Here is a 15,519-nt window from a genome sequence, read left to right on the forward strand (position 1 = left end):
GTCCCACCTGACCCCATGCCGAACTCAGAAGTGAAACGCCGTAACGCCGATGGTAGTGTGGGGCTTCCCCATGTGAGAGTAGGTCACCGCCAGGTTTATTTACTTAGTATATTGTTTTTCAGTATGCTAACTAAATAAAAATTTTTGGCAGCAATAGTGCAGTAGTTCCACCTGATCCCATGCCGAACTCAGAAGTGAAATGCTGTTACGCCGATGGTAGTGTGGGGCTTCCCCATGTGAGAGTAGGTCACTGCCAATCACCCATTTCGGAGTGGTAGTTCAGCTGGTTAGAATACCTGCCTGTCACGCAGGGGGTCGCGGGTTCGAGTCCCGTCCATTCCGCCATTTATTTTCTATCAATAGGGGCGTAGTTCAATTGGTAGAGCACCGGTCTCCAAAACCGGGTGTTGGGAGTTCGAGCCTCTCCGCCCCTGCCATCAGTTTCTAGTTATTATCTTATTCTTTTTCATACCATATTTTATTGATATAGAAAGATATTTTCCCTGATGGGGTATCTACTTTTATTTCATCGTCCCTTTCTTTTCCGATTAAAGCACGTGCTACCGGTGAATCGATGGAGATCCAATTTTTGCTGGGATCAAATTCATCGCATCCGACAATTCGATAGTTTTTTACTTCGGCGGTTTCCGTTTCCAGTTCGATCCATGCACCGAAAAATACTTTTCCTTCCTGACGCGGATGATAATCCACGATTTGTAGTACCTCCAGACGCTTTGTCAGAAAACGTATGCGCCGATCAATTTCGCGCAGACGTCGTTTGCCGTAAATATATTCTGCATTTTCGCTGCGATCACCTAGTGCTGCGGCTTCCGATACCGCCTGAGTAACTTTAGGGCGTTCTTCTTTCCAAAGGTATTTCAGTTCCCGATCTAAAGCATTCCAGCCGTTACGAGTGATATAGTTTGATTTTGCCATGGTTTTTTCCGTTAATGTTTTGTCGGATTATACGCTAAGTTCAAGAAATATTTGAGCCCGCAAGCTAAAAACAGTATGCTATGCTGAATTTTTCATGCAACGAAGTACAGAAAATATCTATGTTAAATCAACAACTCAGCCTGATTATCGCAGCCGAACTCGGCGTACAGGCACAACAAATTATGGCGGCCATTCAATTATTGGATGACGGCAACACAATTCCTTTTATCGCTCGTTATCGTAAAGAAGCCACCGGTGGTTTGGACGACGGGCAGCTACGTCATTTTGAAACCCGTTTGACCTATTTGCGCGAACTGGAAGAGCGCCGTCAAACCATTCTGAATTCAATTTCAGAACAGGGGAAACTGAGCGATGAGCTACGGGCTAAAATTTTGTCCACACAAAGTAAAACCGAGCTGGAAGATTTGTATCTCCCTTATAAGCCTAAGCGTCGTACCAAAGGGCAAATCGCCATAGAGGCGGGGTTACAACCATTGGCCGACTTATTGTGGAATGAGCCCGGTCGGGAACCCGAGCAGGCGGCGGCAGACTATATCGCTCAAGATAAGGGGATTGAAGATACCAAAGCCGCATTGGACGGCGCCCGTTATATTCTGATGGAACGTTTTGCCGAAGATGCCGAACTTTTGGCCAAGGTACGCGCTTATTTGCAGAAGAATGCTTTTATCAGTTCGAAAGTGATTGCGGGTAAGGAAATCGAAGGCAATAAATTCCAAGATTATTTTGATTATAGCGAAGCCTTGCATGCGGTACCTTCTCATCGTGCTTTAGCAATGTTTCGCGGGCGTAACGAGGGTATTTTACAATTAACTTTAAACGCCGATCCCGAAGCCGAAGAAAATATCCGGCACAGCTACTGTGAAGAGATAATTCGTCGTCATCTGGGCATTGAGTTTAATCATCAGGCGGCGGATAAATGGCGTGAGCAGGTTATCGCCTGGACCTGGAAAATTAAAGTAGCGTTGCACCTTGAAACGGAGCTGATGGGCGCATTACGTGAAAAAGCGGAAGAGGAAGCCATCGATGTATTTGCACGTAATCTGAATGCCTTGCTTATGGCTGCGCCGGCAGGAGCGAAAAATACAATGGGATTAGACCCGGGATTGCGTACCGGGGTTAAGGTCGCCGTGGTTGATAATACCGGTAAATTATTGAGTACGGATACGATTTATCCGCATACGGGGCAATCGGAGCGGGCGGCACTGAGCTTATATACCTTGGGGAAAAAATACGGTGTTGAGCTTATTGCTATAGGTAACGGCACCGCTTCTCGGGAAACTGAGCGGTTTGCCAAAGATGTGATGCAGCGCTTTAAGGATTGGAAGGCGCAAACCGTTGTTGTCAGCGAAGCGGGAGCATCGGTATATTCCGCTTCCGAATTGGCGGCGGCAGAATTTCCCGAGCTTGATGTATCTTTGCGCGGTGCGGTTTCCATTGCTCGCCGTTTGCAGGATCCTTTGGCGGAGCTGGTAAAAATCGATCCGAAAGCCATAGGTGTCGGTCAGTATCAGCATGATGTGAACCAAACTCAGCTGGCGCGTAAACTGGATGCCGTGGTTGAAGACTGTGTAAATGCGGTCGGGGTTGATTTAAATATGGCTTCCGCACCATTGTTGGCCCGGGTTGCGGGTATGACGAAAACCTTGGCGCAGAATATTGTGGATTACCGTGATGCCAATGGGCGCTTTGAAAGTCGTATGCAGTTAATGAAGGTACCGCGTTTAGGGCCGAAAGCTTTTGAGCAGTGCGCCGGTTTTATGCGTATTGCCCAGGGCGAAAATCCGCTGGATGCGTCCGGCGTGCATCCAGAGGCCTACCCCGTGGTAGAAAAAATTCTTCAGGCGACCCAGCAGTCTATTCTTGAGCTGATGGGCAATGCTGCGGTTATTCGCCAACTTGAAGCTCAGCAGTTTACGGATCAGCAGTTCGGCTTACCTACGGTACGAGATATTTTTAAAGAATTGGAAAAACCGGGGCGTGATCCGCGCGGCGAGTTTAAAACTGCGACCTTTATGGACGGGGTGGAAAGTATCGAAGATTTAAAAAGCGGTATGATTCTGGAAGGGACGGTAACGAATGTAACCAATTTCGGCGCCTTTGTGGATATCGGGGTGCATCAGGACGGGTTGGTGCATATTTCGTTGTTGGCGGATAAGTTTGTACAGGATCCCCATCAGGTGGTAAAAACCGGCGATATTGTTAAGGTAAAAGTGCTGGAGGTGGATATCGCGCGTAAACGTATTGCGTTGAGTATGCGCCTAAATGAGAATGCTGCGAAAAAAGATGAAAAATCCGACCGCTCTGCAATGCCGAAAGAACGCTCTTTTGCGACGCATAACAGCGGGCGGCGGCGTGAGAATAGCACTATGGGGAATGCCTTTGCCGATGCCTTAAAAAATTGGAAAAAATAAGCTTTCCATTGCTGTTGGCATTCTGTTAATCGGTTAAAGACCGCATTTTCTTTTTTTAAAATTAATGTGCGGTCTTTTTTTACTTTTTTAGTTCAGATTATTTGATAATTATTCTTTATTAAAGATTTTATTTTGATTGCTAATTTCTATTAAATGTATCAGTGCTGACAATTTTATTTTTGTGCAAGGATTCCCTACAATAGACCTCGATAACACAGAGTACAACAAAATATAAGGAGTCTATTATGTCAGTAAATAATATCGGTTTGGATAAAGTTGCATCGGAAAATGTTGCGGCGGAATTGAATAAACTGTTGGCCTCGTATCAGGTATTTTATATGAATATGCGTGGTTACCATTGGAATATTAAAGGCGTTCATTTCTTCTCTCTGCATGAAAAGTTTGAAGAATACTATAATGATCTGGTGGAAAAAGTAGATGAGATCGCAGAACGTATTTTAACCCTGGGTTATACTCCTGCACACGCCTTCAGCCAATACCTGCAGGTTTCCCGTATTAAAGAGCATGTAGGCGCAAGTTCTGCTCAGGATTGTTTGCAGGGCGCTCTGGAAGGATTTAAAACCCTATTGGCACAGCAGCGTGAAATCCTTGCTGTCGCGGCTGAAGCGGAAGATGAGGGTTCCGTTTCGCTACTCAGCGATTATATTTCCTCCCAGGAAAAAATCATCTGGATGTTGAGTGCCGCTTGCGAAAGCTGCCATCAGTAATAAGGTGAATTAAAAGTGCGGTGTGTTTCACCGCATTTTTTTATGGCTATTTTTTCCTGTTAGGAAATAGTTTTTCAATAAATCGCCGTATTTTCTTATAACGGGAAATTTTCTACAATAGCCCCAGTTCGTTTATTAACTAGGAATAATAATTATGACAAAACAAATCGCATTATTAATCGGCAGCGGTAGCAAGACTTCGATCAGTAAACTGGTTGCTTCCCATTTACAAAAAATGGCGCCGGCAAGTATTCGGTTGAACCCGGTGGAAATTGCCGATTTACCTTTATATGATCGGGATTTAGATGAAAACAGTCCGGCGGCCTACGAGCGTATCCGCAAACAAATTGAAAATGCTGACGGTGTATTATTCGTTAGTCCGGAGCATAATGCGGCGATTCCGGCAATGCTGAAAAATGCCATTGATGTGGTTTCACGTCCGATGGGACAGAGTAAATGGATCGGTAAACCGGCCGGTATTGTTACTGTCGGCGCTTCTATGGCGGGCGGTATCCGGGTTGCGGATCAACTGCGAACTATTGCTTCCGGTTCCTTTATCAATATGCCTGTTTATGCGCAAAGCCCGGCCTTGGGATCAATTTTTAACGGGTTGTTTGATGAGCAGGGGAATATTCTGATTGAGGCCGTCAGCCAGACATTACAGCAGTTTATTACGGGTTATGCCGAATTTGTGGCTAAATTTTGATCTCCGTTGTTAAGCAAAATAAGATTGCTGTGAATATGACAACCGCTCTGTAAAAGAGCGGTTGTTTTTTTGTAAATTTTTGTCGATAAGGGTATGATATCGCTGGTTGAGCTTGCCGTGGGATAATACGGCGACAGTATTTTTTTAACCTAAAAAAGGAAAACAGCATGACAAAAATCATTCATACCGAACAAGCCCCGGCGGCTATCGGACCTTATGTGCAGGCGGTGGATTTAGGTAATCTGGTACTGACTTCCGGTCAGATTCCGGTGAATCCGGCAAACGGTGAAGTTCCGGCGGATATCGTTGCGCAGGCACGCCAATCTCTGGAAAACGTTAAAGCGATTATCGAGCAGGCGGGTTTGACTGTGGCGGATATTGTTAAAACTACGGTTTTTGTGAAGGATTTAAATGATTTTGCTGCGGTAAATGCCGAGTATGAACGTTTCTTTAAGCAAAATAACCACCCGAGTTTCCCGGCCCGTTCTTGTGTGGAAGTGGCACGTTTGCCGAAAGACGTCGGTTTAGAAATTGAAGCCATTGCAGTCAGAAAATAAGCTGAAGCCAAAGTATTAACCGCCCGCCACTTAATGTTGGCGGGCGATTTTTTTAGCCTAGAAAATAACGGTAAGCAGGACTGGTGCTAACGTCCTGATAGGCATAACCCAGTTTATCCAGATATTGTTCGAAAGCGGCACCGTCTTTTTCTTCAATTTGAAATGCCGCCAGCACATCACCGTAATCGGCGCCGTGAGCACGATAATGGAACAGGGAAATATTGGCGTTGGTCGTGCCCAGGGTTTCCAGGAATTTTAGCAGCGCGCCTTTTTGTTCGGGGAATTCGAAACTGTATAAGCGTTCCGGCAGATGGCTCGGTGCGCGACCGCCGATCATATAACGGATATGGGTTTTAGCGATATCGTCTTCGGACAGATCCCGTACGTTATAGCCGCCCTGAATCAGCTGATTTTGAATGCTCAGCTTTTCCTGTTCACCGCTGATGCGTATCCCGACAAAAATACAGGCCTGCTCTTCATCGACATACCGATAGTTAAATTCGGTTACCGCATTTTGCCCCAGAATCCGGCAGAAGGTTAGAAAGCTACCGCGTTTTTCCGGAATGGTAACGGCGAATAAGGCTTCATGTTTCTCCCCGATTTCGCAGCGTTCGGAAACGTAACGTAGGGTATGGAAATTGAGATTGGCGCCCGATAGAACATTGACCAGGGTTTCGTTTCTGATCTGATGTTCTTTCACATATTTTTTCAGTCCCGCCAATGATAATGCGCCGGAGGGTTCGGCAACGGCACGTACGTTTTCAAAAATATCCTTCATCGCCGCACAGATTTCATCACCGTCCACCAATACCACATCATCGACATATTGCTGACAGAGGCGGAAAGTTTCGTCGCCGATACGTTTTACCGCAACACCGTCGGCAAACAGACCGACCCGTTCCAGGCTGACCGGGTGGCCGGCTTTCAACGCATGATACAGACAGGCGGAATCTCGGGATTCAACGCCGATTACCTTAGTTTCCGGCATCAGCTGTTTAATTAATACCGCAATGCCGGCGATTAATCCGCCGCCGCCCACAGGTACGAAAATCCGATCGATATAGGCGTTCTGCTGTAACAATTCCATGGCCAGCGAACCTTGTCCGGCGATTACCATCGGGTGATCAAAGGGGGGAATAAAGGTCATATGTTTGCTTTGCGACAATTCGATGGCTTTGGTTTTCGCTTCGTCGAAGTTGGTGCCGTGCAACAATACTTCACCGCCGAAGCTGCGTACCGCATCCACTTTAATGCTTGGGGTATTCTGCGGCATCACGATCAGGGCTTTTAAGCCCAGTGTTTTGGCCGACAAAGCAACCCCCTGAGCATGATTACCGGCGGAGGCGGCGATAACCCCGGCGGCTTTTTGCTGCGGGCTCAAGGCGGCGAGCATGGCATAGGCACCGCGCAGTTTAAAACTATGTACAGGCTGGCGGTCTTCCCGCTTGATCAGGACGTTATTGTCCAGTCGTTCCGAAAGTTTCGGCATTGCCTGTAGCGGCGTAACCTGAGCCAGTTCGTAAACTTTAGAGCTGATAATCGCTTTTAAATAGTCCGTTGCGTCCGGTGAATTTGTTGTGAATGTGTTTAGCATATTGAGTTACCGATAATAAGGGATAAAAAGTGCGGTCGTTTTTACCGCACTTTTGGTTTAAGTCGAGCTAAAGTTTTGATTTGTCGCGTACCGCACCTTTGTCCGCAGAGGTCGCAAAATGACCGAAAACTTTCAGTGCAAAAGACACTTCGCGGCGACGATCGACCGGTTGCCAGCCTTTGGCATCTTGCTGTGCGCGACGTTGCGCCAGTTCTTCGGGGGCTACGCATAATTCGATTTTTCGTTGCGGGATATCAATCGCGATGGTATCGCCGTCTTTAACCAAGCCTATGGTACCGCCTGCGGCAGCTTCCGGCGAACAATGGCCGATGGATAAACCTGAGGTACCGCCGGAAAAACGGCCGTCGGTGAGCAGAGCGCAAGCTTTGCCCAGCCCCATGGATTTCAGATAGCTGGTCGGATACAGCATTTCCTGCATTCCCGGCCCGCCTTTCGGCCCTTCGTAACGTATTACCACCACATGACCGGCACGTACTTTACCGCCCAAAATGCCTTCCACCGCATCTTCCTGACTTTCGAATACAATGGCTTCGCCGGTGAATTTTAGGATAGATTCGTCTACTCCGGCGGTTTTAACGATACAGCCGTTTTCCGCTAGGTTACCGCTTAACATCGCCAGTCCGCCGTCTTGGCTATAAGCGTGCGCCTTGTCGCGAATACAACCGTTTTGGCGATCGGTATCCAGGCTATCCCAGCGGCAATCCTGCGAGAAGGCTTCAGTGGTACGAATACCGGCGGGACCGGCGCGGAAAAATTTATGTACCTCCTGATCTTGGCTGGTCATAATATCGTATTTTTCGATTTGTTCTGCCAGACTGATTCTCAGTAGGGTACGGGTTTCTCCATGCAATAAACCGGCCCGATTCAACTCGCCTAAAATAGCCATAATACCGCCGGCGCGGTGTACGTCTTCCATATGGTATTTTGCCGTATTTGGCGCAACTTTACTCAGGCAGGGTACATGACGCGAGAGGCGATCGATATCCGCCATGGTGAAATCTACCTCCGCTTCCTGAGCGGCGGCAAGTAGGTGCAGTACCGTATTGGTGGAGCCGCCCATGGCAATATCCAGACTCATCGCATTTTCAAAGGCCGCTTTAGTGGCGATGGAACGAGGTAAAACACTGGTATCTTCACGCTCATAATAGGCTTTGCAGAGTTCTACAATTTGTTTTCCCGCATCCAGAAACAGCTGTTTGCGATCCGCATGGGTGGCCAGACAGGAACCGTTGCCGGGCAGGCTTAAGCCGAGCGCTTCCGTCAGGCAGTTCATTGAATTGGCGGTGAACATACCGGAGCAGGAACCGCAAGTCGGGCAGGCGGAGCGCTCGATATTTTCCACATCCGAATCGGAAACGTTTTTATCCGCGCTTTGTATCATGGCATCCACTAAATCCAGTTTGATAATTTTATCGGATAATTTGGTTTTGCCCGCTTCCATCGGGCCGCCGGAAACAAATACGGTAGGGATATTAAGGCGCAACGCCGCCATTAGCATTCCGGGGGTAATTTTGTCGCAGTTGGAAATACATACCATGGCATCGGCACAATGGGCATTAACCATATATTCCACCGAGTCGGCGATTAGGTCGCGCGACGGCAGGGAGTACAGCATTCCACCGTGTCCCATGGCGATACCGTCATCTACCGCAATGGTGTTGAATTCTTTTGCTACCCCGCCGCAGGCTTCGATTTGGTCCGCCACCAGTTTGCCGATATTACGTAAATGTACATGTCCCGGCACAAACTGGGTAAAGGAATTCACCACTGCGATAATAGGTTTGCCGAAATCCTGTTCTTTCATTCCCGTTGCCCGCCATAAGGCGCGGGCGCCTGCCATATTGCGACCCTGAGTACTGGTCGCCGAACGTAGTTTAGCCATAATCTCTCCAAGTTTTAAGCATCTAAAGTGCGGTCAATATTTCAATTGTTTTTGTAAGGGTTAATTCTTCCGAGCTGTTTTAAGATTTTTCAGTTTTTACGTCCACCTGCTCCACATCATACAACTTCACCAGCTGATTGACTAACAAATGCAAGGGACGTTGGCTGCTGACCTGCATATTCAAGTGGATCTTATTGTCTGCGGTTTGCATTTCCAGTGCGAGAAGGCCGAAGCCGCGGTGGCGTATTACGCGTAAAATCCGTTCCAGGGTTTCCGGACGATAATTGGCGCTGAGGCTGAGTAGATTGTTTTGCATAGTTTTCTCCGAGGGATTAACGAGAGCCGAGGCTTAGGGCATTTCTTCAAGCATATCTGAATTACAGGCGCCGGGTGGTACCAAGGGCCAGACGTTTTCGTTTTCATGAATACAGACGTGTAGCAAATAGGCTTCCCGGCTGCTAAGTAAACGCTCCAGCGCAGCATTGACTTCACCGCCGGATTCAATACGTTCGCCTTTAATACCGAAGGCGGATGCCAGGGTAACGAAATCCGGATTATCATCCAAAATAGTGTTGCTGTGGCGGGCGCGGAAAAACAAGGATTGCCACTGCCGTACCATGCCCAAGCGCTGGTTATCGATAAGTACTATTTTAAGCGGTGTACCGGCGCGTTTGATGGTTCCCAGCTCCTGAATATTCATCATAATCGAACCGTCGCCGGAAATCAGAATTACCTCGTCTTGCGGACGTGCCTTTTGTGCGCCTATCGCCGCCGGTAAACCGAATCCCATAGTTCCGAAGGCAGCGGAAGTAATGTAATTTTCCGGCGCGCTATGGCGCATATGCTGTGCCGACCACATCTGATGTTGGCCTACATCTGTTACTACAATGGCATTTTCTCCTTTCCGGCATGAGAGGTGGTTTAGCAGCCAGTGAGGATTAATATTTTCCCCAGCGCGATTTTCGCCGTAACGGAAATCAAACTCCTGTTTCAGATTTTTTACCTTTTGCCGCCAAGGTTCAATTTCCAGTGCCAGGCTGAGGGCGCGAACGGCCTGAATTAAATCTCCCTGTAGCGAGATATCCGCCTTACGCAGTTTGTTCAGTTCGGCATTGTCGATATCCGCATGAATCACTTTGGCATGGGGAGCGAAGCTGTCCAGTTTACCGGTAACGCGATCATCAAAACGGGCGCCGAATACCAACAGCAGATCGGCTTCCTGCACGGCATAATTCGCCGCTTTGGTACCATGCATACCAATCATTCCCATATAATAAGGATTGTCGGCGGGAATACTGCCCAGTCCTTTTAAGGTAGAAACGCTCGGTATACGGGTTATATCAAGAAAACGGCGTAAGGCTTCGACCGCCTGCGCCATACCGACGCCGCCGCCCACATAAAGTACCGGGCGTTTTGCCGCTTTCAGCAGCGCTGCCGCCTGTTCAAGGGCGACAGGGTTTTGGGCATTAGGTTGCGAGGGAGAATAAAGAGGGACCGGTACAGCGGCGGAAGCAAATTGAATATCTTTCGGTATGTCGATCAATACCGGGCCGGGGCGGCCACTGCGGGCGATTTGGAAGGCTTTGGCAAATATATCCGGAAGTTCTTCTATGCTTTGTACGATAAAACTGTGTTTAGTACAGGCGAGGGAAAGACCCAATACATCCGCTTCCTGAAAGGCATCGGTACCTATTAATCCACTTGCCACCTGACCGGTAATCGCCACGATGGGAACGGAATCCATTAAGGCATCGCCCAGGCCGGTGATAAGATTGGTTGCACCCGGTCCCGAGGTCGCAATACAGACGCCGGTTTTTCCGCTCGCCCGGGCATAACCTATGGCCGCCATAGCGGCGCCCTGTTCATTACGGCAGAGTAAGTGCTCGATGCCGCAATCGTAAAGCGCATCGTAAACCGGCATAATGGCGCCGCCGGGATAGCCGAAAACAATATCTACGCCCTGTGCTTTTAAGCATTCGGTAACAAGTTTTGCCCCATTCATTTTTCCACCTGTAAGTTTGTTATTTTATGTTATGCCGAAAAAAGAAAACCCCCGCCGTAACGGCGAGGGTTTGTATTTTCGGAACCTTAATTATTTATTCGATCAGCCCGCATTTACAACCGCTCGCCCCGCCGTGATAATAATCACCGCGAGGTTGATAATAATGCTCAGAGTCAGTTGTTTTACCATAGGTTTGTAATTTAATGCGTTATGTTGTGTATGCTTATTATTGATAACACAATTTATACGGAATTAAAATCATTTTTTACGTTTTATCTGCAAATCGGGAAAAAGAGCGGTCATTTTCAATGAGTTTTGTTATTATAGGCGCAATTTTTTGTTAATTGGATTTGAGAAATATTATGCAACAACTGCCTTTCCGCGCCGTGGCTTCGGATATGGACGGAACATTATTGAACGCTGATCATGTGGTCGGCGAATTTACGGTGAAAACCTTACAAAAACTTGCCCGCAAAGGAGTAAATATTATTCTTGCCACCGGGCGGGGTTATACCGATGTGGCTTCTACCCTCGCTAAAATGGAAATTGAAAATGCTCTGATGATTACCTCAAACGGCGCTCAGGTGCATAACCGACAAGGTGAGTTACTGTACGCCAACCTATTGCCGGAAGCTATGGCGTTCGACATTATGCAGATGGATTTTGATCCGAAACGTGTCTGCCTGAATACTTATCAGGGGAACCATTGGTTTATCAATACGGATATTCCGCAGCTGCATAAATATCATAAAGATTCCGGTTTTAGTTATCAGGTGGTGGATTTTTCCCGTCATCACGGTGAGCAAACGGAGAAAATATTTTTTATCGGCAAAACACCGCAAGATTTGGTGGAGTTGGAAGGTCGGTTATATGAAAAATTCGGCGATCGTACTTCCATTACCTATTCCACGCCGATTTGTCTGGAAGTAATGAATAAAAATGTTTCTAAAGCCACCGCACTTGCACATATTATCCGAGATTATGATTACGGTCTGGAAGATTGCATTGCCTTTGGGGACGGCATGAATGATGTGGGTATGCTGAGTGAAGTCGGTAAAGGCTGTATCATGGAAAATGCGGATCCTCGCTTATTGGCGGCCCTGCCGCAGTTGGAACGGATCGGATCGCATAAATGCGAATCTGTAGCCGCTTATTTGCGGGCGATATTCGGTATTTATTAATCGGGTTTAATAAATGGGAAACACAGGCCTTTTTCATTCGGCCTTATTAATTAGTAGCGGCGCCGTATTGGGGGCGTTATTACGTTGGGGATTGGGTCTATGGCTTAATCCGCTGTTTAGCTGGTTTTCTTTCGGAACGCTGGCGGCAAATTATCTGGGCTGTTTTATTATCGGTATGCTGATGGCGTTGATTTGGCAGTTTCCTCAGCTCGATCCGCAATGGCGTTTGTTTCTGATCACCGGTTTTCTCGGCAGTCTTACCACCTTTTCCGCATTGTCCGCCGAGGTAACGGAGTTTTTTTTCCGGCAGCGTTGGACGGAAGGATTCGGGGTTCTTTTCCTGCATTTGTGCGGCGGATTGTTGTTTACCTGGTTCGGCGCATTATGGGTACGTTGGCTGAGCTAAACCGCATGGGCTGAGCTTGTTTTGTTACTGTGTTCAATCAATAAAATTAAGAGATAACATGAAAGAATATAATAAATTACGTCTTGAATGGGATTGTCGGCGAGGAATGCTGGAGCTGGATAAAATCATTATGCCCTTTTATCAGCAGCATTTTGAGCGCTTGAATGCGGCGCAACAGGAAACCTTCGTGCGTCTACTGGCATGTTCCGACCTACAGTTGTTCTCATGGTTTTTTAACGGAGCTGAGGCGCCGGATGCCGCATTACGACAAATGGTCGCCTATATTCAGAACAGCTTACAAAATTAATTTGATAATTTTTTGAACTTTCTCCGGGGATCAGGCTCTAACTAAGCAGAAATAAGCTTGCTTGCTGTCTTTAAAATATTAGGGCTTGTCATAAACAAGAGGTTATATGGCTGAACAGCTAACAGATCAGGCTTTGGTAGAAAGAGTACAGCAGGGGGATAAAAAAGCCTTTAATTTGTTGGTTTCTCGTTATCAGAATAAAGTTGCCGGATTATTAACGCGTTATGTGCCACGCAACGATATTCCCGATGTTGCGCAAGAATCCTTTATCAAAGCATACCGCTCCATGGATTCTTTCCGGGGCGACAGCGCTTTCTACACATGGCTTTACAGAATAGCGGTAAATACCGCAAAAAATTACTTAACCGCACAGGGGCGACGTCCTCCCAATGAGGATATTTTAGCGGAAGATGCCGAAAGTTATGATGTAGGTACTCATTTGCGTGATGTGGATACCCCTGAAAATGAAATGTTATCCGCAGAATTAAAACGAATTGTTTTTGAAACCATAGATGGTTTACAGGAAGAATTGAAAACCGCAATAACCTTACGGGAAATGGAAGGATTAAGTTACGAAGATATTGCCGAAATAATGAATTGCCCTGTGGGAACGGTACGTTCCCGCATTTTTCGGGCCAGAGAAATTATCGAGAGCAAAATTCAGCCGCTAATTCAACGTTGATCCCAAAGATAGAGAGATAAGAGAGTTGGAGAATCCTATGCAAAAAGAGTTACTTTCGGCATATGTGGATGGTGAACAGGTTAATGAAAAATTGACCGCGCAATTGTGCCAGAATGCTGAATTACAGCGTACTTGGTCGAATTATCATGCAATCCGCAGCCTGATGCGTGATGAAAGTCCGGTTTTTTTGGGCGCCGATTTTACCGCTAAAATGGAAACTCTTATCGGGCAGGAAGAGCAGTTATTGGTTTCTCAGCCGATGCCGGAGGAAGTACAGCGTCCGCTCTTTATCCAAAAGGTTAAAAAATGGTTTGCACCCGCATTACAGGTTGCAGTTGCCGCCGGTGTATGTCTGGCCTCGGTTATTGGCTTCCAGTCGTTGAATTTGTCCGCTAATTCGCAGAACAGTGCGGATACGCCGGTATTACAAACATTGCCGTTCACTAATAATGTGCAGGAAGTCAGTTATAATGCGCCTTTGAAAGATGCGGTTACGGCAGAAAAAATAGAGCAGAAAAATAAACGTATCGGCGCCATGTTGCAAAGTTACGAACTGCAGCGCAGGGTTTATGCCGATTCGGCGCAGAATCAACATAAATAATATTTATCCTATATAAGATTCACCACCGACCGGGTGGTGAATCCTTTTATTGCCGCCGAGATATTCATGTCAAGCATATTCAGAAATTTCATTGTTTTTCCCGCCATACTGATATTTAGTTCAGCTGTTTTCGCTCAGACCGCTTTATCGCCGTTGCAACGCTTGAACGAAATGAGCCGAGCCAAGGATCAGTTGAGCTACGAGTACACATTCGTGCAGTTTAATCCCACTAGTGCGGATACCTTGCGTTATCAGCACGTCAATCTTAAGGGTAAGTCTTACGCTCAGTTGCTGAATCTGGAAGGGACAAAACAAGAAATTATTTTACGAGATGATCTAATCAGCTATTTTCATCCTAACTATCAATCCTTCACCATTCAGGGAAAACAAATCGTCGATCATTTACCCAATGTGATGGCGACGGATTTTAATCAACTGGCCCGTTATTATGATTTTGTCGATCTCGGACGCAATCGTATTGCAGATCGCGTGGTTCAGGCGATTCGAATTTTACCGAAAGATAATTTCCGTTATCAGTATGTGGTATTTGTGGACGAAGAAAATCACCTTTTGTTGGGCAGTGATATGTTGGATCGCGACGGTAATTTACTGGAACGTTTTCGAGTTGTAACATTGTACGTCGGAGAGGAGCTTAATCCCTTAAGCGATTATCTGAATAATATACGTCGCCCCGCTCCGATGTTAAGTATCCGCGGAGATTCCAATCAGCCTTTAGGCTGGCGGGCCGGCTGGGTACCGGAAGGGTTTAAGCTGATTAATCGCAATGTGGAAAGCGATAATAACGACCGGATCGAAAGCAGCCTATACTCCGATGGTTTGTTTTTCTTTACACTGTATGTTTCCGATGAACTGTTGCCGAATATGCAGGAAAATGTGTGGAAACAAGGTTCCTATACCATTTACAGTGAAACGATAAATAACAAAGAAGTAACCTTGATCGGTCAACTTCCCTTAAGTACGGCGAAGCGTATTATTAAGGATATTATTTTTAATAAATAGGTTGGTATATGCTGATAGAAAACGCGGTCGTTATTGATTATAAATCCGGCGTAGCAAGGGTAAAATGTCAGAGTAAAAGCGCATGCGGAAGTTGTGCGGCAAAAAGTGAGTGCGGTAATGCCGCACTTTCCGAATTGGGCGGCGGAAAAGGCGAACATATTTTTAATATAGCAACCATTACGCCGTTGCAGGCGGGCCAGCAGGTGCAAATCGGATTACCGGAACGTTCCCTGTTGCTTTCCGTATCATTAGTATATCTTCTGCCCTTAGTTACTTTGCTGGTTAGCGCCCTCATCGGAGAATATTTATTTGCGCAAGAGCTTCTGAATGCGCTGTTTATCTTCGCGATGACCGCTCTTTCTTTTTTAGGCCTAAAGGTTTATGCGGCGCGATTAAATAAAAAATCGGCATATGCGCCGATTTTGTTAAAAGTATTGAGCTGAGACAGCGGAAAAGAGCGAAAA

At 46.7% G+C, this 15,519-nt stretch carries 16 protein-coding genes, 2 tRNA genes and 2 rRNA genes; 15 read left to right on the forward strand and 5 right to left on the reverse strand.

Annotation, left to right across the window (positions count from 1 at the left end; genetic code table 11):
- The 4 genes from rrf (EDC45_RS09075) to EDC45_RS09090 form a co-directional block, all read left to right on the forward strand.
- Positions 1-95, forward strand: a 5S ribosomal RNA gene (gene rrf / locus EDC45_RS09075); the annotation flags it as partial.
- A 48-nt stretch (positions 96-143) separates the two neighbouring features.
- Positions 144-259 (forward strand): 5S ribosomal RNA (gene rrf / locus EDC45_RS09080).
- Between the two features lie 9 nt (positions 260-268).
- A tRNA-Asp gene (locus tag EDC45_RS09085) sits at positions 269-345 on the forward strand.
- 16 nt (positions 346-361) lie between these two features.
- Positions 362-437, forward strand: a tRNA-Trp gene (locus tag EDC45_RS09090).
- A gap of 19 nt (positions 438-456) precedes the next feature.
- Here the strand turns inward: EDC45_RS09090 and greB are convergent.
- Positions 457-936: a transcription elongation factor GreB gene (greB, locus tag EDC45_RS09095; protein ID WP_133545627.1), complete on the reverse strand. Its 480-nt coding sequence runs from the start codon at positions 934-936 to the stop codon at positions 457-459.
- A gap of 119 nt (positions 937-1,055) precedes the next feature.
- Here greB and EDC45_RS09100 point away from each other — a divergent pair, with 119 nt between their 5' ends.
- From EDC45_RS09100 to EDC45_RS09115, 4 genes are all read left to right on the forward strand, one after another.
- The gene (locus EDC45_RS09100; protein ID WP_133545629.1) at positions 1,056-3,368 is read left to right on the forward strand and encodes a Tex family protein; all 2,313 of its coding nucleotides are present in this window, start codon (positions 1,056-1,058) and stop codon (positions 3,366-3,368) included.
- A 245-nt stretch (positions 3,369-3,613) separates the two neighbouring features.
- Complete coding sequence (locus EDC45_RS09105) at positions 3,614-4,096, forward strand: Dps family protein (protein ID WP_133545631.1); 483 nt, start codon at positions 3,614-3,616, stop codon at positions 4,094-4,096.
- A 154-nt stretch (positions 4,097-4,250) separates the two neighbouring features.
- Positions 4,251-4,802 carry an NADPH-dependent FMN reductase gene (locus tag EDC45_RS09110; protein WP_133545633.1) on the forward strand — a complete coding sequence of 184 codons (552 nt, stop codon included), beginning with the start codon at positions 4,251-4,253 and terminating at the stop codon, positions 4,800-4,802.
- Between the two features lie 167 nt (positions 4,803-4,969).
- Positions 4,970-5,359 (forward strand): RidA family protein, encoded by a 390-nt coding sequence (locus EDC45_RS09115; protein ID WP_133545636.1) that lies wholly within the window; start codon positions 4,970-4,972, stop codon positions 5,357-5,359.
- Between the two features lie 52 nt (positions 5,360-5,411).
- Here EDC45_RS09115 and ilvA read toward each other — a convergent pair whose 3' ends face one another.
- The 4 genes from ilvA to ilvG all read right to left on the reverse strand — a co-directional run bounded on the left by ilvA (position 5,412) and on the right by ilvG (position 10,858).
- Positions 5,412-6,953, reverse strand: a complete 1,542-nt coding sequence (gene ilvA, locus EDC45_RS09120) for a threonine ammonia-lyase, biosynthetic (RefSeq protein WP_133545638.1) — start codon at positions 6,951-6,953, stop codon at positions 5,412-5,414.
- 67 nt (positions 6,954-7,020) lie between these two features.
- Positions 7,021-8,856 carry a dihydroxy-acid dehydratase gene (gene ilvD / locus EDC45_RS09125; protein ID WP_133545640.1) on the reverse strand — a complete coding sequence of 612 codons (1,836 nt, stop codon included), beginning with the start codon at positions 8,854-8,856 and terminating at the stop codon, positions 7,021-7,023.
- 79 nt (positions 8,857-8,935) lie between these two features.
- Entirely contained in the window at positions 8,936-9,172 is a 237-nt protein-coding gene (ilvM, locus tag EDC45_RS09130; RefSeq protein ID WP_133545642.1) for an acetolactate synthase 2 small subunit, read from the reverse strand.
- Positions 9,173-9,205: 33 nt separating this feature from the next.
- The gene (ilvG, locus tag EDC45_RS09135; RefSeq protein ID WP_133545644.1) at positions 9,206-10,858 is read right to left on the reverse strand and encodes an acetolactate synthase 2 catalytic subunit; all 1,653 of its coding nucleotides are present in this window, start codon (positions 10,856-10,858) and stop codon (positions 9,206-9,208) included.
- A 362-nt stretch (positions 10,859-11,220) separates the two neighbouring features.
- Between ilvG and EDC45_RS09140 the strand changes: the two genes are divergently transcribed.
- From EDC45_RS09140 to EDC45_RS09170, 7 genes are all read left to right on the forward strand, one after another.
- On the forward strand, positions 11,221-12,039 hold the full coding sequence (locus EDC45_RS09140) for a Cof-type HAD-IIB family hydrolase (protein WP_133545647.1): 819 nt from the start codon (positions 11,221-11,223) through the stop codon (positions 12,037-12,039).
- A gap of 13 nt (positions 12,040-12,052) precedes the next feature.
- Positions 12,053-12,445 (forward strand): fluoride efflux transporter CrcB, encoded by a 393-nt coding sequence (crcB, locus tag EDC45_RS09145; RefSeq protein ID WP_133545649.1) that lies wholly within the window; start codon positions 12,053-12,055, stop codon positions 12,443-12,445.
- Between the two features lie 58 nt (positions 12,446-12,503).
- Positions 12,504-12,752, forward strand: a complete 249-nt coding sequence (locus EDC45_RS09150; RefSeq protein ID WP_133545651.1) for an FAD assembly factor SdhE — start codon at positions 12,504-12,506, stop codon at positions 12,750-12,752.
- 106 nt (positions 12,753-12,858) lie between these two features.
- On the forward strand, positions 12,859-13,434 hold the full coding sequence (gene rpoE / locus EDC45_RS09155; RefSeq protein WP_133545653.1) for an RNA polymerase sigma factor RpoE: 576 nt from the start codon (positions 12,859-12,861) through the stop codon (positions 13,432-13,434).
- A 37-nt stretch (positions 13,435-13,471) separates the two neighbouring features.
- On the forward strand, positions 13,472-14,035 hold the full coding sequence (locus EDC45_RS09160; protein WP_133545655.1) for a sigma-E factor negative regulatory protein: 564 nt from the start codon (positions 13,472-13,474) through the stop codon (positions 14,033-14,035).
- Positions 14,036-14,101: 66 nt separating this feature from the next.
- On the forward strand, positions 14,102-15,055 hold the full coding sequence (gene rseB, locus EDC45_RS09165) for a sigma-E factor regulatory protein RseB (RefSeq protein ID WP_133545657.1): 954 nt from the start codon (positions 14,102-14,104) through the stop codon (positions 15,053-15,055).
- A gap of 8 nt (positions 15,056-15,063) precedes the next feature.
- Complete coding sequence (locus EDC45_RS09170; RefSeq protein WP_133545659.1) at positions 15,064-15,498, forward strand: SoxR reducing system RseC family protein; 435 nt, start codon at positions 15,064-15,066, stop codon at positions 15,496-15,498.
- Positions 15,499-15,519: the final 21 nt, after the last annotated feature.

Source organism: Mesocricetibacter intestinalis, assembly GCF_004363295.1.
Lineage (GTDB): Bacteria > Pseudomonadota > Gammaproteobacteria > Enterobacterales > Pasteurellaceae > Mesocricetibacter > Mesocricetibacter intestinalis.

Coding starts and splice junctions, on each gene's coding strand:
- greB (WP_133545627.1), bottom strand. CDS start 936: ATGGCAAAATCAAACTATATCACTCGTAACGGCTGGAATGCTTTAGAT.
- EDC45_RS09100 (WP_133545629.1), top strand. CDS start 1,056: ATGTTAAATCAACAACTCAGCCTGATTATCGCAGCCGAACTCGGCGTA.
- EDC45_RS09105 (WP_133545631.1), top strand. CDS start 3,614: ATGTCAGTAAATAATATCGGTTTGGATAAAGTTGCATCGGAAAATGTT.
- EDC45_RS09110 (WP_133545633.1), top strand. CDS start 4,251: ATGACAAAACAAATCGCATTATTAATCGGCAGCGGTAGCAAGACTTCG.
- EDC45_RS09115 (WP_133545636.1), top strand. CDS start 4,970: ATGACAAAAATCATTCATACCGAACAAGCCCCGGCGGCTATCGGACCT.
- ilvA (WP_133545638.1), bottom strand. CDS start 6,953: ATGCTAAACACATTCACAACAAATTCACCGGACGCAACGGACTATTTA.
- ilvD (WP_133545640.1), bottom strand. CDS start 8,856: ATGGCTAAACTACGTTCGGCGACCAGTACTCAGGGTCGCAATATGGCA.
- ilvM (WP_133545642.1), bottom strand. CDS start 9,172: ATGCAAAACAATCTACTCAGCCTCAGCGCCAATTATCGTCCGGAAACC.
- ilvG (WP_133545644.1), bottom strand. CDS start 10,858: ATGAATGGGGCAAAACTTGTTACCGAATGCTTAAAAGCACAGGGCGTA.
- EDC45_RS09140 (WP_133545647.1), top strand. CDS start 11,221: ATGCAACAACTGCCTTTCCGCGCCGTGGCTTCGGATATGGACGGAACA.
- crcB (WP_133545649.1), top strand. CDS start 12,053: ATGGGAAACACAGGCCTTTTTCATTCGGCCTTATTAATTAGTAGCGGC.
- EDC45_RS09150 (WP_133545651.1), top strand. CDS start 12,504: ATGAAAGAATATAATAAATTACGTCTTGAATGGGATTGTCGGCGAGGA.
- rpoE (WP_133545653.1), top strand. CDS start 12,859: ATGGCTGAACAGCTAACAGATCAGGCTTTGGTAGAAAGAGTACAGCAG.
- EDC45_RS09160 (WP_133545655.1), top strand. CDS start 13,472: ATGCAAAAAGAGTTACTTTCGGCATATGTGGATGGTGAACAGGTTAAT.
- rseB (WP_133545657.1), top strand. CDS start 14,102: ATGTCAAGCATATTCAGAAATTTCATTGTTTTTCCCGCCATACTGATA.
- EDC45_RS09170 (WP_133545659.1), top strand. CDS start 15,064: ATGCTGATAGAAAACGCGGTCGTTATTGATTATAAATCCGGCGTAGCA.